The sequence below is a fragment of the Mariniflexile sp. genome, from assembly GCF_052728615.1.
In genome coordinates, this window is the sequence record NZ_JBFVFE010000021.1 from 1 (window position 1) to 20012 (window position 20012).

General features: G+C 37.2%; 13 protein-coding genes and 1 pseudogene. 7 read left to right on the top strand and 7 right to left on the bottom strand.

What is annotated here, in order from left to right:
- Positions 1–257 precede the first annotated feature (257 nt).
- Positions 258–2030 carry a family 43 glycosylhydrolase gene (locus tag ACU1LP_RS09590; RefSeq protein ID WP_445736159.1) on the top strand — a complete coding sequence of 591 codons (1773 nt, stop codon included), beginning with the start codon at positions 258–260 and terminating at the stop codon, positions 2028–2030.
- 925 nt (positions 2031–2955) lie between these two features.
- Here the strand turns inward: ACU1LP_RS09590 and ACU1LP_RS09595 are convergent.
- The gene (locus ACU1LP_RS09595; RefSeq protein WP_445736160.1) at positions 2956–6246 is read right to left on the bottom strand and encodes an FG-GAP-like repeat-containing protein; all 3291 of its coding nucleotides are present in this window, start codon (positions 6244–6246) and stop codon (positions 2956–2958) included.
- A gap of 290 nt (positions 6247–6536) precedes the next feature.
- Complete coding sequence (locus ACU1LP_RS09600; protein ID WP_445736161.1) at positions 6537–7412, bottom strand: phytanoyl-CoA dioxygenase family protein; 876 nt, start codon at positions 7410–7412, stop codon at positions 6537–6539.
- Positions 7413–7758: 346 nt separating this feature from the next.
- Here ACU1LP_RS09600 and ACU1LP_RS09605 point away from each other — a divergent pair.
- Positions 7759–9237, top strand: a pseudogene (locus ACU1LP_RS09605) (arylsulfatase).
- Positions 9238–9350: 113 nt separating this feature from the next.
- Here the strand turns inward: ACU1LP_RS09605 and ACU1LP_RS09610 are convergent.
- The 4 genes from ACU1LP_RS09610 to ACU1LP_RS09625 form a co-directional block, all read right to left on the bottom strand.
- Positions 9351–10391: a hypothetical protein gene (locus ACU1LP_RS09610; protein WP_445733515.1), complete on the bottom strand. Its 1041-nt coding sequence runs from the start codon at positions 10389–10391 to the stop codon at positions 9351–9353.
- 196 nt (positions 10392–10587) lie between these two features.
- Entirely contained in the window at positions 10588–11169 is a 582-nt protein-coding gene (gene lpcA, locus ACU1LP_RS09615) for a D-sedoheptulose 7-phosphate isomerase (protein ID WP_445733516.1), read from the bottom strand.
- 11 nt (positions 11170–11180) lie between these two features.
- Positions 11181–12092: an ROK family protein gene (locus ACU1LP_RS09620; RefSeq protein WP_445733517.1), complete on the bottom strand. Its 912-nt coding sequence runs from the start codon at positions 12090–12092 to the stop codon at positions 11181–11183.
- A gap of 9 nt (positions 12093–12101) precedes the next feature.
- Complete coding sequence (locus ACU1LP_RS09625) at positions 12102–13067, bottom strand: glycoside hydrolase family 43 protein (RefSeq protein WP_445733518.1); 966 nt, start codon at positions 13065–13067, stop codon at positions 12102–12104.
- A 141-nt stretch (positions 13068–13208) separates the two neighbouring features.
- Here ACU1LP_RS09625 and ACU1LP_RS09630 point away from each other — a divergent pair, with 141 nt between their 5' ends.
- Both ACU1LP_RS09630 and ACU1LP_RS09635 read left to right on the top strand, forming a co-directional pair.
- Entirely contained in the window at positions 13209–14138 is a 930-nt protein-coding gene (locus tag ACU1LP_RS09630; protein WP_445733519.1) for a carboxylesterase family protein, read from the top strand.
- Positions 14138–15094 carry a nucleoside hydrolase gene (locus ACU1LP_RS09635; RefSeq protein WP_445736162.1) on the top strand — a complete coding sequence of 319 codons (957 nt, stop codon included), beginning with the start codon at positions 14138–14140 and terminating at the stop codon, positions 15092–15094. Before ACU1LP_RS09630 ends, ACU1LP_RS09635 begins: the two co-directional genes overlap by 1 nt.
- 527 nt (positions 15095–15621) lie before the next feature.
- Here the strand turns inward: ACU1LP_RS09635 and ACU1LP_RS09640 are convergent.
- Positions 15622–16662: a hypothetical protein gene (locus ACU1LP_RS09640; RefSeq protein WP_445733522.1), complete on the bottom strand. Its 1041-nt coding sequence runs from the start codon at positions 16660–16662 to the stop codon at positions 15622–15624.
- Positions 16663–16895: 233 nt separating this feature from the next.
- Between ACU1LP_RS09640 and ACU1LP_RS09645 the strand changes: the two genes are divergently transcribed.
- From ACU1LP_RS09645 to ACU1LP_RS09655, 3 genes are read left to right on the top strand one after another with little or no spacing between them, the layout of a single operon-like run.
- Positions 16896–18314 carry a purine-cytosine permease family protein gene (locus ACU1LP_RS09645; RefSeq protein WP_445733523.1) on the top strand — a complete coding sequence of 473 codons (1419 nt, stop codon included), beginning with the start codon at positions 16896–16898 and terminating at the stop codon, positions 18312–18314.
- On the top strand, positions 18311–18496 hold the full coding sequence (locus tag ACU1LP_RS09650) for a hypothetical protein (RefSeq protein WP_445733524.1): 186 nt from the start codon (positions 18311–18313) through the stop codon (positions 18494–18496). The genes ACU1LP_RS09645 and ACU1LP_RS09650 overlap by 4 nt, the downstream gene beginning before the upstream one ends.
- Positions 18483–20012, top strand: coding sequence for a hypothetical protein (locus ACU1LP_RS09655; protein WP_445733525.1), 1530 nt, complete (start codon positions 18483–18485; stop codon positions 20010–20012). Before ACU1LP_RS09650 ends, ACU1LP_RS09655 begins: the two co-directional genes overlap by 14 nt.

The window sequence follows — 20012 nt, forward strand, 5'->3', positions numbered from 1 at the left end:
AAAAATGGAATGAACGTATCAGAAGCGTTGAAACTTATCGCTAAAAATGAATTTCAGTTTGAAAACTGATTAGTTACAAATTTTTATATACCCTAAATTTTTATTGGAATTTTAAAATTTGACTGAAAGTCTAATAATAGAGCAAAGCGCCCTAAAAGTAGAACTAATGACTGTCTATAACATTTTTGTCGGACAACAATGATTTAATACATAAGCTTTTAGAATCTATTTTATAATCATTCAATACTGCATTCCATATGACGACACCAATTACAGAAAAGCTAAAATGCACCATAAAATCGTTAGCAATAATGATTTTATGGTGTATTTTTTTGTTAAACGCCCTTGGTTGTAAAAAGAAAAATCATGAGCAAACGATTCAGTCAACAAAAGTTCCAGACTCCGTAAACAATTCCTATGGCGTTATACTGGAAACCAAACCTGCGAGAACCGATTCTATCAATAACCCCGTATTAAAAGGGTTTAATCCGGATCCCAGTTTGTTACGTGTTGGCGAAGACTATTTTATGGTAACCTCCACGTTTCAATGGTGGCCTGGGATTGCAGTATATCATTCCAAAGATTTGGTGAACTGGCATTTCCTCAATTATGCACTTACCCGAAAGGAACAACTTGATCTTACAGGAATTCCTGGAAATGCGGGTATTTATGCACCACAAATAAGTTATCACGATGGAACATTTTATTTGCTGTACACCATTTTTCGTGAAAGCGGTTGGCCATTCCCAGATGCTGATAATTATTTGGTGACCACAAGCGATATCAGAAAAGGCTGGTCAGACCCCGTACTTCTGCATTCCTCTGGAATCGATCCTTCCTTGTTTCATGATGACGATGGAAAAACATACATCGTATATACACAATTTGATTATCTGCCCAGAGAAGATCAAGGCAATCAGCAAATCTATCTCCAAGAATTTGATTTAGCGCATAAAAAATTTATTGGAGAAGGCAAGATTATTTATATAGGTTCGATTTCCGAAGGGCCTCATTTATTAAAAAAAGATGCCTATTACCATTTAATAACGGCCGAAGGCGGCACCCGTTTTGACCATTATATGAATTCATCCAGAGCAAAAAATATTTGGGGACCGTTTGAGCAATCGCCTTATAATCCTATCATTACTTCGAGAGATAAACCAAAGCAACTATTGCAAAAAGCGGGACATGGGAATTTAATAGAAACCCAAACCGGCGAATGGTATGTAAGCCATCTCGCAGCAAGAACCTTGCCCGATAAGCGAAAATGTCCTTTGGGAAGGGAATCTTCTATCCAAAAAATAAAGTGGACCAAAGATGGATGGTTTCAGTTAAGCAATGGATCCAATGCGCCTTTAGAGAAAGTGCAGGCTCCCGATATCGAAGAAGTTGTTTACCAAAACCCAGAACGTTCTATGCGCGACGAATTTGATGGTGATACGCTTCAGCCTTTTTATTTGACCTTAAGAACGCCATTTAACGACCATTGGTTGAGCTTAAAGGAAAGATCGGGCTATTTGAGAATGCGCGGAAGACAGTCGCCTTTGGGCAAATACGAAACAAGTATTCTGGCCAGAAAAGTGCAGAGTTTTGAATATACCGCAGAGACTGCTGTGGAATTTGAACCCGAAAATATCATGCACATGGCTGGATTGACCTGTTATTATGATGAGCATAATTTTTTCTATCTAAATGTTTCCAAGCACGATTCTTTAGGGAAGGTTTTAAGTATACTGCATGTTGATGGCCCGTCTTGGGGACGCACTTTGGAAGGCAGTCCTGTATCTATTGAAGGGTTGAAAAAAGTGTGCCTAAAAGTTAAGGTAGAATACAGTAACTTGCAGTTTTATTACTCCAGGAACGGAAAGGATTGGATACCCATTGGCCCCGTTTTGGACGCTTCGGAATTATCCGATCTCCATAATGGCAAATGGGGCTTTACAGGTGCGATGGTTGGTATTTTGACAACAGACATGCAATTCAAAAGTAAAACTGCCGATTATGATTATTTTGAGTATCTCGAGCAGTAATTGAACTTCAACAAAGTTCTGCTTCTGAACAAAATATAATTGGTTTTGCACATAATAGGGAGACTGTCTATAAAGCCTATTGTATTTTATTTCTCAGGTTGAGCTTGTCGAAACCAATAGTGATTACCAAGAAGTTAAAAATGTTTCGATAGAGCGCATGCTCTGAAATGAAACATACTTTGTAATGAACTTGCTTCGCAAAGTCTCCCGACTTCGAGAACTGCATAAAATCAAACTTCCTTAAAAAGCAATTGGGTTATTCTATTGACTTCTCAATCCCTGAATGACTGCCATTGACAAGTATTTTAACTTATTATGCAAATCAAGTGTTGAAAAGATTAAAACCCATTACGATTTATAAGACAATATTAGGGGCGTTAGCCCTAAAATCATCGTAGATACAAACGTTAATTAAATAAAAAGGGGCGTAGCCCTGTTATCTCCATAAAATGATACGATAATGAACAAAAAAGATATAGCCCTGAAATTTAATAAACATTGGCAAACACGTACACAATTATTTTATCAAAGATGTCAGGGCCAAAGCCCCTAATCCATCATCATGGCTCATTTTGTTACTACTAAAACTACAGGGCTAGCGCCCCTAAGGCAAGCGCCCACTCCAATTTTCACTCGGCTGAATAGTTACTAACCGGACAACAATGATTTTAAATATTTGATTTTAAAGTATTTAAATATCACTCAAATTTTAAAAACACCCTAAAGTCCCCTCAAGGGGACCATCCATATTTTCAAATTTTCAGTTTCAAATTCAATTTAATTGTCAACAATATCGCTTGATAATTTTTTTTATCTGTTGCCTCTCAATGACGAATGTGATTGATATTCAGTTATTTTGATTCTTGCTTATATCGAACTCAGGTTAATAACTCATTAACTCATTTTCTTAAATCCTCCATCATCCTCACATAACCTTCACAAACTGAATGTAATCGTTATTTTTTACGGCAATAATATAGTGTTTTCCCTTAATCGTTATTTCGCCCAAATCCTTTACATCACCTGGAATAAATAAACCACTTTCCCGGTTTGTGACTGCCGATAAATGACCTTTCCCATCGCCTTTTAAAAATAAACCATTGCCCGCATCGTTTCGGGGTGTTTCAACTTCAGAGGCATATAAATTTCCAGCAATAACGATGTCTAAATTTGAATCGCCATCAAAATCCTTAACTAAAATCTGATTGATACTAGCAATTTGGGCTAAGTTGGGCAGGTTATGGACTATGAATTTTCCGTTATTATTTTCAAGGTAAATGCTAACGAAAGTTTTAGCCTGATAATGTAAAGAATTTTCAAGTTCCTTTTCTGTGTAAACATCTACCAGATCCGCCTTGGAAAAAGTTTCGTAATTCTTGAATTTTTTCGTGATCGCGGGTATTTGTTGTGAAGAGCATGAACGACCACGCACAGGAAACTTTTTGCCATCATTATAATAGCTTAATACAATGTCTTTTTTATTGTTTTTGTCAAAATCATTAACATAAATATCAAAAGTTTCCTCTTTAGTAGCTTGGTATTTGTAATTGGTCCCCAAATTTCCAACCACATAATCCATATCGCCATCATTATCAAAATCGCCTTGTTGGATGCTAAACCACCAACCAGCAGTGTCACCAAGATTTAAGGTAGAGGTTACGTTTTTAAAATGCCCTTTAGTGTTTTTAAATACGGTAATGGGCATCCATTCACCCACAACAATTAAATCGGTAGCACCGTCGTTATCATAATCTGTCCAAATAGCACTGGTAACAAGCCCTAAGTTTTGTAGTTCAGGAGCAACCTCTTGGGTAATGTTGTTAAACTTTGGATGGCCTTTAGTGCTCACATTTTCTAAAATATAGCTATTAGCTGGCATGGGGTAGTTTCCAGGTACCAATCTGCCGCCTACAAATAAATCCATATCGCCATCTTTATCAAAATCAAAAGGATACACTCTAGAGCCACTGGTAATCATTTTTGGCAGGGCAGATTCCATTTTTTTAAACGTGCCATGTCCCTCATTGTGGTAAAAACGATCTTGCAAATTTTTAGATTCAGGGGCAAACTCATTGCCGCCGCTTACCATATAAATATCGTTGAGGCCATCGCCATCGGCATCAAAAATAAGCGCACCTAAATCTTCAGAAAATTTATCTTTAGCAAAATCTTCAATTTGTTGTTTTATAAATCCTTTTTCAGATTGGAAATAAACCCCTGCTTCAAATTGGCTTGCGCCTCCTACAATAAAATCGTCCAGACCATCCCCATTTAAATCACCTACAGCCAGTCCTGGCCCGAAATTGGATGTTTTATGGGGAAGCAATACTTCATATTCAAAATCATCAAACACATTTTCTTGATGTTTATGTTGTACAATTAATGACGCATCTTTCTCGGTTTTAAAAATAGTTTTAGATGGATTTAGTTTTGTAGAAACTTCTTTGGCATTTGCATAATTAACATCTAAAAACTGGTTTTTAGATACATTTTTTAGTTTCTGTATTTTTCCACCTGGCCAAATTATTTTCAGGCTATCAACAATAGAAGCTTGTCCAATTCCAAAGTGAAGTTGTGGTGAAACTGAGGATTGAAACCCCCTGGTAAGCGTCATTTCTTGAAATTGTGTGTTTCCTTGAGTGGAAACGAAAGCTTTAACGCCCAATCCAAATTTGTTTTTATCTGGGCCTTTAAAATTAAGCGTGATAAAATTATTTTTATCGGAAGATTTATTTTCGAAAACAGAAGCTGTGTCATCAATATTATTCGTGATAATTTCAAGGTCACCATCATTATCCAAATCTACATATACACATCCGTTAGAAAATCCTTTATCTGTTAAACCCCAGTCTTCATTTACCTTTTTAAAGGTTAAATCCCCATTATTTTTGAATACAAAATTGTCTATTTTTTCTGATGGAATGGCTAAGCTTTTCTCTAAGGAATTTTTCGGATTTTCATTTAAAGCCTCTTTATTTACTTTTTTAAAATAATCTTGGTTATTTATTTCCCGTCGTGTACCATTGGATATAAAAATATCTTTCCATCCGTCATTATCTAAATCTGCAAAGAGAGGTCCCCAGCTCCAATCCGTATTTGAAACACCTGCTATTCGCGATACATTGCTGAAAACAGGAACTGAATCAAGTAAGTTTCCGTTGTTCATTTGCAGCTCATTTTGCATGTATTGGTAGTGAAACCCAGCATCAACGGTATTCCAAAATAAATTTGGGTTCATGCTTGCCATATTTGCTTTTTGGCGACGATTATCTTTCGCCATCATATCCACTTGTAAAATATCCAATAATTGGTCGTTGTTAAAATCGGCAATATCAACGCCCATACCATAAAATGCCGTTTGTTTGGTGGCCTCCTTTACATGCTCTGAAAAGGTGCCATTTTTATTGTTTATGTAAAAAAAGTCGGGAGAACTAAAATCATTTGAAACATATAGATCTGGCCATCCATCATTGTTTAAATCCCCTACGGTAGCACTTAAAGTTAATCCAAAAGAACGCAAGCCTGCCGCATCGGTTACATTGGTAAAAGTGCCTCCGTCGTTTCTAAACAGTTTGTCTGTTTCTACATCAGATGGATTATGCATTTTGTACTGATAATAACTTTGTAAGGCGTTGAATTTAGTGGGCGGATAATTGGCTACATATAAGTCTAAATCCCCATCCAGATCATAATCGAAAAAAGTAGCTTGGACCGAATTTCCAATATCATCAATACCATATTTAGCAGCACTTTCGGTAAAGGTCAAGTCGCCATTGTTAATATAAAGTTCGTTGTGTTTATTTCCAAATTTACCGCCTACCGAGCAGTAGATGTCCATAAAACCGTCGCCATTTACATCGGCCATGGTAACCCCCGTGTACCAACGGTCGTCCCCAAAAACACCTGCTTTGTCTGTAATATCCTCGAATTGTAAATTTCCTTTATTTAAGTACAATTTGTTTTGAACCATATTGCCCGTAAAATAGATGTCTTGAAGCCCATCATTATTAATATCGCCAGTTGCAATGCCGCCTCCCATATAAATATAGCCGTAAGTAAAATAGTTTAGAGAATCGTTTTCCGTTAAGTTATTTGAAAAATCTATACCAGTTTCCTTGGCATCTAGCATGTGAAATATTTTGCCAGATTCTGTTTTTTTTTCAGAACAAGACAAGAGTGCTAGCGAGAATGAAATAAATAAAAAAAAGGGTTTCATAAAGAGATAGTTTAGTTTGGGCTAAATGTAGCAATTACGCCTTGAAAATTGTAATCCTTTAAGTTGAAATTGGTTCTGATTTTTAAATAAGGAGATTTTTTTTTGGATTGTTAAATATTCTCAAATAATAGGAAAGTAGAAAACATAATAACTTATTTGAACTTTTTATGCTATTGAAAAAGTTAATGAAAAGCACACCTAGCAAAGATTGAAAATCTCCGTTTATAGATTTTACGTTTTGGTTAAGAACAGAAAGTCAAGATGAGTTCAATTTAAAAAAATGTCCTTTATCATTCGAAAAGAAGTGGGAAGAATTTTCCGCTCATTTTCTCTCCTTTTTTAATAATTGGTACGCCCCTTAGTAGTTCTTCATTCGTGTTGCTAACGGTGCCATCTGCAAAAACATTTAATACAAAAGCGCGTCTGGCAAATTCGGACTTGTTTTCAAAAGAGCCGTGTACCATTAAAGGATGGTGGAAACTGGCATATCCTTTTTTTAGTTCGATGGGGATGGGTTTAAATTCTGCTTTTTGTTCTTCGGAAAGAAACTCCATGATGCCATCCATATTTCCCGCTAATTCGGGTTTATCAAGCAAACCCCAACGGTGACTTTTAGGAACATAATATAAACAACCGTTTTGTGTGGTGGCATCGTCCAAACCTGTCCAACACGTTAAATGTTGCATTGCGGTTGTTCGTGTCCAATACGAATAGTCTTGGTGCCAAGCGACCACGCCGCCATTAAAAGCTGGTTTGCAAAATAACTGATCATGCCAAAAACGCACCGGTTTATTGCCTAATAATTGGCTGCAAGCCATTGTAAATGCAGGATTGAATAAGATATCGTGAAACCCTTCGCCAATTCGCCAATGCCCTAAGGAATGAAACAATACAGAATCAGGGTCGGAGGATTCATTACTAAAATATTCATAAAACAAGCGGTGTGCAGGATGTTTCGGATCAATTATTTCAGACAATTCATTTTTCAATCGCTCTATTTGCCAATCTTCCAATAATTTAATGCCAGATAAATGACCGTACTCATTGTAATAGGCCACTTGCTCGTCCGATAGTTTATATTGCTCCCATTCATCTTCATTCTTTGGGAGTTTAAAAAGGTCTGATACCAATTCATGATAGTTTGCAAGATCTTCAAATTTCGACATATTATGATTTTTGTGTTTTACAATTCTTTGGGATTACTTTATCAATATAAAAGAGTCCTAATAAAATATTAGGATAAATCTCGGATTTTTATTTTTAAAATTTCTTTGATTTTAGAATTAAGGAGTTCTAATTTCTCATTACCAGTAGATTTGTATTTCAAACAAACCAATAATATTCAGCATGCAGTTATTCAATTTTAAAAAACAGAGTTTTATATCCATCAATTTAAATGTATGGTTGGCTATTTTAATAATGTGCCAAATTTCCTGTAATAATAAATCAAAAGAAAAACATGAGAAATTAGCTGAAAAACGACCCAATGTCATCCTCATTTTAGCAGATGATATGGGGTATTCAGATTTGGGTTGTTATGGTTCAGAAATAAAAACCCCCGCTTTGGATGAATTGGCTCAAAACGGTTTACGAATGACACAGTTTTATAATGCGTCGCGTTGTTGTCCCTCCAGAGCATCTCTGTTAACAGGTTTATATCCACATCAAGCCAATATGGGTTTTATGCAGGAAGATTGTAAGCTGCCAGGATATGGTGGGCATTTGCCAGATAATGCGATTACCATAGCGCAACTTTTAAAACAAAATGGTTATAATACCGCCATGTCCGGAAAATAGCATGTAGGTAATGATGAAGGGTATTGGCCCACCAAAAAAGGCTTTGATAAATTTTATGGTTTTCCACACCACGGTGGTGCTTATTTTTATCCGTTTGCTGGCGACCAAATTATTGTTGATGGAGAAACGCCATTTACTCCGGAGCGTGGTTTTTATTCCACCGATGCCATCAATGATCATGCAGAAAAATTTGTTGAGGTAATGAGTCAGGATGAGAAACCGTTTTTCCTTTATCTGGCACATGTGGCACCACACTTTCCACTTCAGGCAAAAGCAGAAGATATTGCAAAATATAGAGGTAAGTATAAACGTGCGTTTGAAGAATTACGTGAAGAACGTTTTGCCAAAATGAAAGCGGAAGGGATTCTTCCAGACAGCTATAAACTATCTCCCATTGATGGGAAATCACCTAATTGGGATACCTTAAGTGATGCTGAAAAAGATGATTTCGACTTGCGCATGTCCATTTATGCAGCACAAATTGATTGTATGGATCAAGGTATTGGTAGGTTGGTGGAAAAGTTGAAGGCTTTAAACCAGTATGATAATACCGTGATTATGTTTTTATCGGATAACGGAGGCACTCGGGAAGATTATACCAACCCAGACTTAACAGCACCTTTAGGCGAACCCAATTCTTTTGGATGCTACAAATTACCTTGGGCCAATGTAAGCAATACCCCGTTTAGAATGTTTAAACATTGGGGACATGAGGGCGGTATCCGCACGCCATTTATTGTGCACTACCCCAACATGATTAAAAAAGCAAGAATTGATAACCAACCTGCACATATTATGGATATTATGAGTACCGTTGCAGACTTGGCGAAAGCAGAATATCCAAAAACATATAACGGACACGATATAACGCCCACCGAAGGTTTATCGTTAGTGCCAGTATTTAAAAATGAAGTAAGGCAGCCCCACAAAGATTTATTTTGGGAACATGAAGGCAATAAAGCGGCTAGGATAGGGCAGTGGAAATGGGTAAACGCATATCCCGAAGAGATGGATGAATTGTTCGATTTGTCCCAAGACCCCACCGAATTGAACAATTTAGCGAAAAACAACCCCGAAAAGCTGAACACTATGAAAGCACAGTGGCAACAATGGGCAGATAGAGTAGGCGTGGTGCCATGGGAAAAAGTTTTGGAAGCAGAACCCAGTCAAGGAAGGTTACAAATATATTATTGATTTATCCTGCAAGGTTTAAAAACCTTGTAGGTATTTATTTGAATTATCTTTATATATAAAACGTTTTAAAAAACTTCTGGATGGGAATTTAACACGAACTTATCCTTCCAATTCTATTTCAATTCCAAATAAAATTCCATGGTCCGGTAGGTGTCCACATCCGGATATCCATTGGTGGTGGGTGTTAATGTTTCGTAATGGTTTTCTGGAAACATAGATTCGGTAACTAATTTATGGTATGCTTTTGGGTCTGTGGGTGGCATCGCATGTTCAATCATGGTAGGTGGTAATGTGCCATTGCCTTCTCTTCTAATTCCCCAACGTATTTCGCCATTTTCGTCCCGTACAAATTCTGCGGGTTCTTTGGCGTGTACGTTAGTACTAATGGACCAGGCGATGCCTCTGTCTTTTCCCGATTGGGTAAATCCTACCATAAAAGCATATCTTTTACCACCTTTCAATTCAATTTCAGCATCATTTAAAAAATCGAATTTCAAATACCGAAGATGTCCTTCCTGTTCCCCATAAGGCTTGTTGTCTCTTGGATATGCTGTTTGGGTTGTGGGAGTGATTTTTGGACAAATGCCCCCTGAAATTCTATGCAGAACCCTGTATTGGTCGCCTTCAACAAAGTCATCACATCTATTAAATTGATGGTCAAATCCGTGGGTAGCCAAATCTCCTTTATAGGTGCCATTTTCATTGATGGCCAATGGATGTTTTTCAGAGGATTTTACCTCATAAAAAATGACATAGATTTCGGCACCTGAAGCACCTTCCATAAAAGCGTTACTTCCTTTGGAGGTTCGAAGCACCAACGCATCAATTTTTATGTTTTTTCCTTTCGGAACATTAAAAACCTGTCCCATATCCCGGTTCCTTTCAAAATAACCATAACCATTACTGCTCGGGCTCCCTTTCCAAGATAAATTTTCTTCATCGGTGTTTCTAATGCTGGTGTTGCCATGGTTAACTTCCTCGCTAGGTATAGAGTAATAGAGCCCTTTTACTAATTTGTCCTGTGGGAGCATATAATTTTTCCCAAGATCAATAATCTTTAAATTGTTCTGTGCGTTCAAAGTCAGCATAGAAAATATGGCTAAGATGAAGGCTGAAATTTTATAAGGTTTTATTTTGGGTGAATACGTTTTCATAAATTTTTTTTTAGAGATTTCTGTTTCGATACTTGACAATTATATTTCATATTATATAATAGATTCTAATTTTTAAACCCCTCCGCCTATCGGCACCTCCCCTTGAAAAAAGGGGAGGAATTCCCATCTATTGGAATACTGAATTTAATTCAGCAAAGCCCACCAAGGCGAGAACTTATTAAAAGGAATGATTCAATTATTGCACCATCGATTCAATAGTTAAAATAAGACTATGAATGATTTTGATATGAACTTCTTGAATCCGATCTGCGAACCCTTCATGCGGTACACAAATTTTATAGTCGGCAACGGCCGCTAATTTTTTACCGTCTTTACCTGTTAATAAAACGGTAGTCATATTCTTTTTTTTGGCAGTTTCAAAGGCATTCAAAATATTTACGGAATTACCGCTGGTACTAATGCCTAAAACCACATCGCCCGAATTCCCTAAAGCTTCAATAAACCTTGAAAATACAAATTCAAAGCCAAAATCATTGCCTACACATGATAAATGACTGGGGTCTGAAATGGCTATGGCAGGAAGTGCTTTTCGGTTTTCTCGATAGCGTCCTGTTAGTTCTTCAGCAAAATGCATGGCATCGCAATGTGAGCCACCATTTCCGCATGAAATAACTTTGTTGCCATTTTTAAACGCCGATGAAATCACTTTAGCAATAACAGCAATATCTTTAAAATTTTCAGGATTTGACGTGAATTCCTGTAACACGTTCTGCGCTTGTAAAAATTCCTGTTCGATTATTTTTTGATAATTTTTCATGATAGGTTATTCTAATTAACAAGCATTGCCGCACCAAAAACCCCCGCACTATCTCCTAATTTGGGTTTTAAAAATTGGGTTTCCAATGTTTTGTTGAAAATGTATTTTTTTACGCTTCCCACACCTTCTGTGTACAGTAAATCAATATTGCCAACGCCACCACCAATAACAATGGCATCTGGATCGATAACATTGATGATAGAGGCGACCCCCTTTCCGAAATAAGTTATTAACCTTTCCATGGTTGCGTTCGCCACAGGGTCTTTACCTGTTTGATATAAAGAAATAATATCTTTTAAAGATTTTCTTGTCCCTGTTTCCCTTTCATAAAAATTTTCTAAACCTGTTCCCGAAATAATGGTTTCAACACAGCCTGTTTGTCCGCAATAACATGGCCCGCCCGATTCGTGTAAAAAATTATGGCCCCATTCGCCACCAATTCCATGGCGTCCGTTCAGCACTTTACCGTTAATTACAATGCCGCCACCAACACCAGTTCCCATGATGATACCGAACACCACCTTCGCATTTGGTACTTTTTCGGGTACGGCACCCAAAGTGGCTTCTGCTAAGGCAAAACAATTGGCATCATTCGCCATTTCTATGGGCATGCCTAATATTTTCTCTAAATCTTTTTTAAATGGCTGATCGTTGAGGCAAACCGTATTGCTGTTCTTTAAGGTTTGGGTACTTGGGTCTAAAGTACCCGGTGTTCCAATACCTAAAGTTGTAATTTTTGTGCCACTTTTTTCTTCCAATAAAGTAACTACCTTTTTTATTTGTTCAAGAATATGTTGGTAACCGTGTTCTTTTTCGGTAGGCACTCTCAATCTCTCAACAACTGAAAAACTACCATTTTTAATGGATAGGAGAGCCCCTTCAATTTTGGTTCCGCCTAAATCGATTCCGCAGATTATTTTCATAGTGGATATTTATTTCTTTATTGGAAAGTTAATTGTTGTTTTTGTAGATGTAGGGCCATCGCAATGAAGCATCCCATTTTTCCAATACAGCGGGTCGATTCTCGGGTATCTTGCTTTAAAACTGGGGTCCCAACCATGATAAACAATCCATTGTTGATTGTGTTTGTCCGTAAAAATGGCATGGTGTCCAGGTCCCTTTACAACGTCTGTAGATTCCAACAAAGGTTTTTCAATGAATTCAAAAGGACCAAGTGGATGCTTTGACTTAGCCAACACAATGTGATAGGTGTCGTTTTTCCAAGCGCCAATACTGTAGGTCATCCAATACTCATTATCTTTTTTGATCACAAAAGGCCCTTCTTGCCAAGGGTGTTTTGTGATTACGGCTATAGGTTCTCCGGTAATTGTCAGCGGATCTTTCATCGTGTAGGCATAAATTTTACCCATTGGCAACCCTGTGCTGTTTAATTGCTCTACGGTAAAATAAAAGTACATCTTACCATCTGTATCTAAAAACGGATGGCCATCAATAGACCCATGAGGTATCAAAGGCCCATGGTCTTCATAAGGCCCCAAAATATTTTTTGAGCTGGCAACACCCACTTTGTTTTGCGAATTACTTGGTGAATCTTCAGGCGACGCGGTGTAATACAAATAATAGGTATCATTATATTTATGCACTTCCGGGGCCCAAAAATGTTTGAAGTTCCAGCTTAGAGAATCGCCCTTTTGTACCGCCCCTTTTTCAAATGTCCAGTCCGTTAGGTTTTTCGAACTGTAAATGGGTATTTGTTGGCCATCTGGCGCTTCGCCCGTTGCTAATAAATAATAAGTATCATCCACCAATATAATACAAGGATCGGCCAAGTAAGCATCAATAATCGGGTTTTTGTAAGTTATGGAATCTCCAGTTTTTTTCTGTCCAGAAGCGAAAATTGGTACCAAGAGGAGGAATAAATAGTGTGCTTTTTTCATATAAATGGTTTTACTTATTAAATGTAACAAAATATACAGTGCGGTAAAAATGGGAAGCCCCTAATGACTTTCATTTTATGAATTCGAACAAATAAGTGTTTTTTGTTGCCCATATTTGATTATTGTTTTTAATGAATTTTAATGAACCAAATATACAGATCAGCCATTTTTGTTTTTCTTGTGCTTGTAAGTTGCTCCAGTTTAAAGCCATCTGCACAGAATGACGAGCCGCAACTAAAACGAATTGCTTATACGAGTAGTTTTGACCATACTTCGAGAGATTGTTATGTGTATCTGCCCAAAAGCTATAATACGAACAAAACCAAAAAATGGCCGGTACTTCTTTTTTTGCACGGCAATGGGGAGCGTGGAAATGGAAAGGATGAACTTGAATACACATTGGTACATGGCCCTCTTTATGAAGCTTGGATCCAGAAACGCGATTTGCCATTTATTATCATTCAGCCACAGTTGCATATGCACGGTTTTGATAGTGTTCCTGATTCTTACTTCAACAAAAGGAAGTTGGAAGATTACCCTAAACGCCTAAAAAGCGGCGCCCCAAATAGAAATGTTAAAAGCAAGTCGGATGCTCTACTGGGTAGCATGGTTACTAATCCAGGCTATAAATATGGTCCCTATGGGCCACCTATGGGTTGGGAAACTGTAGAACAAGATTTGCTCCAAATGTTGGAAACCGTTAAAACAAATTATCGCACCCATGCATCAAGAATTTATTTAACAGGTTTAAGCTATGGTGGTTTTGGCACTTGGTATATGGCTAGCAAACATCCAAAATTATTTGCAGCCCTAGCACCTATCGTAGGTTGGGGACATAGTGATTTAATGCCACCAATAGCTAAAAGCACAATACCTGTATGGTGTTTTGCCGGTGGCAGAGATAATGTTATTGAATTAAAATACTTCTATTCTGGGCTCAACGCATTGGAAAAATTGGGGCATCCTCATGTTAGATTTACTATTGAAGCTGATATGGCCCACGACGTTTGGACACGAGTTTATGCTGGCGAGGATATTTATAATTGGTTTTTAGAACATAAATTAAATTGATGAAAACAAACTTAAAAAAAACCGGATTTATTTTTTTTATACTTGCCGGAGGATGCCTTATGGCACAAAACAACAACTATATTTTAGATGCCGATACGGGCAATGAAATGGACGACTTCTATGCGATAGTGAAAGCGATCATTGATGACAAAACCGACCTCATTGGACTGAATTCCGCACATTACAACAGTACGCAAATTTATACTGATAGTATTTGGAACGGTAATAGAGTTACCAACTTTAACACGGTAAGTGTTTCCCAAGCCTATAACGAAGAACTATTGGAAAAATTAGGAAGGTTGGATATTCCACATTCCCTAGGCTGTAATAGGCAGTTGGGTTTTGCATGGGGCTATTATCCCTCTGCAACAATCCCAAAATCGCCTGCGGTTGATTTTATTATCAATGAAGCTAAAAAAGCATCTCCGGAGCATAAATTAAAAATAATCATTATAGGCGCTTCAACAAATTTAGCTGCGGCTATTGAAACCGATTCGACCATTGCTAAAAACATTCACGCTTTTCTTTTAGGGGCAAGATTTGACAAAAAGACCAATGTTTGGAACAAAAGCGAATTTAATATTCAAAGGGATTTGAATGCTTTTGATGTGCTTTTGAATAATACGGATTTGGAAATGACGGTGATGCCCATTACTACGGCAAGACCTTACGTATTCAAAAAGACAGAAACTTTAAAACGGATGTATGCCATGAAACATCCAGTTCCTACTTTATTGGGCGATATATGGACACAGATAAATGCCGCAGAAGAACGGGTTATGTGGGATCTCGCTTTGGTAATTGCTATACAAAAACCTGAATTTGCAACATTAGAGGAACGACCAGCACCGCCCGAAAATAACAGAAAAACATTGCACGTTTATACGGATATTGATTTAGATGGGATGTATGCCGATTTTTGGAATACGCTTGAAGCGTATTACAGAAAACATTGAGTGTGAAAAATTCCAAAAAAAGAAATTCCAAATCCCAAAAAAAAAATGCGATAAAGCTTCTAGAAAATTAAACACGAAAAGATTAAGTACATGACACAAATTTATTAACATCAAATTATTAGAAAAAGCTCCTTATATAATTCCTCCCCTTTTTTTCAAGCTGCAATGTACCCACGTTCATAGATTTAGTTTTCAGCACCACACACTACCGCGTAGCGGTTAAAGTATTGTAGCAATAGATATCTACCGACAACCTGTTCCCCGTAGGGGATAAACAAAATAAAATGCCGTATTCATAATAGCGTTTTTGGGTATAACTCCTACGGAGTATATAATAGTGTTACCCACTGTTTCTACAATACTTGATGCCCTACGGGCAAAACAGCTTTTTTCCTTAAAAGATGTGGGTACACGGTAGCTTTTTTCAAGGGGAGCGCCTGTACCGAATTTATTTCGGTATGCCGATAGGCGGAGGGGTCAACTTTAGTAATTATTTTAATGATATAAATGTACTCAGCCGAAAAAGATCAAAATTTTAGTATCTGCACTTTGTTTTTGCCGTTGTAGTTAATAGAAATGTCAAGACTATGGGCATTAACCTGTATCTTTTCAACCTCAGTAAAATGGGCATCAATTGGCAGCAAAAACATGAAGTACAACTTATGCTTTGTTTCGCCAGCATCGATAAATTCAAAAGAGTTGTGTCCAAAAAAACGGGACTCATTGCTCATCATATATTCAAAAGGTTGCCACATGCCACAAGTGGCAAATTCAATAGCTCGACCTTTCACTTCGCCTTCTTCATACTGGTGCCAAATATTGAGCCACGGATAATCATTGGTGTCCCAGACGTAACCTATTAAAAAACGGTCTTCCACATTTGTCAACGTTGCCCATCCGTACTTTTCAGATTCAGGAAAAATATGTGTGGATACAAAGCTTTTCTGTACTTGGTTTGATAACCGAAGATCTGTTTTTCCATCGGGCAACACGGCATAAGGCCAATCATAACTTGTTGACTCAATATCATCATATCCATTTCTAGTATATTGCCCATTTTGGTAAAAACCTTTCCCTGCATTACTGTTTAAAATCGTTTTTTGGTTGATGAATTTACCGCCCATGGTTGCATGTTGCAAAATATTATAGGGTCTACCAATAGGAAGGTTATTGATAATTTTTTCTGAGATTTTAATGACAGACGAATTGTTGAATAATTCAACTTTTCTAACAATATCCAATTTTTCAACGGGACTTTTGCAGGAGGTTGTGATGCTTTGGGAATTATTTTCATTGGATAATGGCGCATCGACTTTCCAAATTTCGGTGTTTACTTCGCCATAAAATTTTAACCCTGCTTTTTTTTCCCCTTCCGTAGGCATGCCCCAAGTACCTAAACATAAAAAATGTCCTTGAAAATCAAAACTACCAATATTGGTTTCCGGTAATCGCGCAGTTGGCAGTTTCCAGTCTAAAGGGTTTACTTTTTTATTAAGAAGTTGAAACTTTGTAAAAGCAGAACCATTTAAGGTCATTTCAAAACATACCTTTTCATTTTTTAATTCCATATTTTGATCGATTTTTTGGGTATAACAGGAGGAAGTTATGAAACAGAAAATCCAAAATAGATTTATTCTTACCATCATCTGTTTTTTGTATTATGGATAAATTTGCCTGTTTTTTTATAAATATTACTGTGTATTTTGAAATCACAAGCTTAAAAAGGCTTTGTAGATACATCTTTACCATAACTAATATACAAATGCTTTAAAAAAGTATTTGTTCTAAAAACACCAAACCAATGCAATTAACCAAGTGGCTCAATTTAGAAGAAGCCAAAAACGTCAATGAGTACGAAAGAGAACCTGTTCCAAAATCTGCAATAAAAAGTTTTAAGGAATTTGTGGGGCTGGTGGCAGGCGAACATATTGCGGGAACGGAATTTGTTATCGGTCCATTATTTGTAGTACATGGCGTTGCTGCTTCCGATTTGTTTTTGGGATTGTTATTGGGAAATATTTTAGCAACCCTAAGTTGGGCATTGGTATGTGCTCCAACCGCTGTGAAAACAAGGTTGACCATATTCTACCAACTTGAAAAAATTTGCGGGTTTAATCTGGTATCTATTTACAACTTTATTAATGGGCTATTGTTCTCGGTTGCTGCGGCTGCCATGATAGGTGTGTCTGCATCGGCGGTTGGTATTCTATTTGGTGTCAAAGGCCCCGGATTAACAAGTTTATACCCCGAGAGTTTTTCTTGGGTGCTTATTATAGCTGTTGTGGGTTCTGTAATAGCCATTGTGGCAACGTTTGGTTTTGATATTGTTGCTAAATTCTCTTTATTGTTTGCACCTTGGATGCCGCTTATATTTTTAGCAGCTGGCTTAGCCGTTTTACCGCAGTTAGGTGTTACAGGTATTGGTGATTTTTGGGAAATTGCCAACGAAAAAATATGGACGGGAATTCCATTAGAAGGACAAACAAAATATACGTTTTGGAATGTCGTGATTTTTGCATGGTTAGCTAATAATGCAATGCACATAGGCTTATCAGATATGTCGATCTACAGATATGCAAAAAAACCTTGGTATGGTTTTGCTTCCGCTTTCGGAATGTTTATTGGGCATTATATGGCGTGGATTGCTTCTGGCATATTGATTGCTTTGGCTTTGAGTCAAGGCAACAGTAACCCCTCGCCTGGAGAAATAGCATTTTTGGGGGCTGGAATTGCAGGACTCATTTGTGTGGTTGCCGCAGGTTGGACAACAGCTAATCCTACCATTTATAGAGGTGGTTTAGCGATCCAAGCGTTGTTTCCTAAAATGAAGCGATGGAAAATTACCGTAATTATTGGAATAGCAGCAACTGTAATGGCGGGTTTTCCCATAATAGTTAGCAAATTAGACCAATTTCTTGGACTCTATGCTTTGGTAGCGGCCCCTGTGGGTGCCGTGGTATTGGTCGATATTTACCTTTTCCCTAAAATAGGTCTGGTTTCAAATCTTGCAGAGGTTGCAAAATTAAAATTTAATATATCAGTAGCCTTAACATGGGGTATTGCTATGGCTACAGCGTATGGGTTATACAATTATTTTGATTCCGATTTCTATTTTTTTATGGCATTACCAGGGTGGATTACTGCGGGTATCGTATATATTATACTAGCATATATTCAACAAAAAGTATTTATTAAAAATCTAAAAAGCACGGAAATATGAAATTTATTTTGAAATTATTGTCTTATTTAGCATTGGTGCTTACTATAGCGCCTTCCTTTTTGGCTCTAGGCGGACTTATAGATGATGTTACTTATAAAAATTGGATGTTAGCAGGCACCATAGGTTGGTTTGTCACCGCCCCTTTTTGGATTTTTAAAAAGGAAACCGATGAAAGTCTTTAAAATTAAGTGGCGTTATCTATTTGTTGTAACTCTTTTATTATGTTCTTGTGGTAATAAATTGATTGGGGTTTCCAAAGGCGTAACCCGAAGTATCTATCCAGATATGATTGGCGTGAATGGGAATCTTACGGAATTCGATCATCCTTGGGATAATGATAGTTTGCTAAATGCCGTTAATGAATTGCAAGTTGCCAATTTTAGATACCCAGCAGGGTCTTTAGGGAATTACTGGGATTGGGATACGGGTTGGCTGGATAAAAATGTACCCGACAGTTTAATGATAAAATGGGTAGCTGAACAAGGTTTAACTGAAAGTACCAAAAGATATACGCTTGAAAACTTTGCAAAAGGGCAGAAAAAACTTGGTTTTACACCTGTTTTTATGCTTAATATGTTGAGCAAAGATTTAGATCATTCTGTTCGGAATTTACTGAGAGCTGAAAAGTTGGGGTTGCCCATAAAATATATTGAGTTAGGCAATGAACTGTATTTTAATTTACCATTTGAAACAGCCATATATCCTACGCCTGAAGATTATGGACGTACCTGTCAATTTTGGATTGATTCCTTGAAAACCCATTTCCCAGATGCTAAATATGCCATTTTAGGAACGGATCTTGAAAGAAAGCCTAGACATACCGATTGGACACGACGCGCCTTAAAATATTGCAATAATGCAGATGCTGTTGTGTTTCATAAATATAGTCCGTCTGGAATTGATGGTAAACAAGAAAAAAAAGCCATTTCCGCAGGAACCGAAGGGCTTACCGATGCATCGACGGCAACACGAAAAGCACCATCAAATGATTTAAAAACCATTCAAGAATGGGAAATCGGTTTGCTTAAAAATGATACAACTTACGCTAATTTATTAAACACGGCAGAACAGGCAGCGTCATCTTATACAAAACTAAATATTCCTGAAAGTATGGAAATTTGGGCAACGGAATTTAATATGAGGGATGATAAAAGCGCCATTCGAGGTACTTGGGCAAATGCGTTGTATCTGGCAAAATATTACGATACATTTTTAAATGCTCCAGTTACCTTAACGAATGTACATAATATAACAGGGAATCTATTTGCACAAGTTTTTACCGATATCACCCAACTGGATTTTATTAAATGGAAAAAGGTGAAGTCTAAACCTTGGCAATTAACCGCAGGAGGTTTATCCACCCATTTTTTTGCCATGGCTTCCAAAGGAAAAACTAAAGCAACCCAGTTAAATTTTTCAGAATCAAATTCGATAATAGATGATAGAGGCCATAAAGTATCAACGTTTGGAGGTTGGTTATTTGAATCTGATACTGCTAAAAGCATCCTCATTATCAATTATGGTAGAAATGAAGTAACCATCAATCTTTCTGATATTCCCGATTTTAAAAAGGCAACAAGTTATTCATCAAACCTTGATGTCTATATTACCAATGGCGTGGATGATGTTCTGGTTAAAGAAACCTCATTCCAAAGTAAAATAATGTTAAAACCTTTTTCATTCACTTTAATACAATAA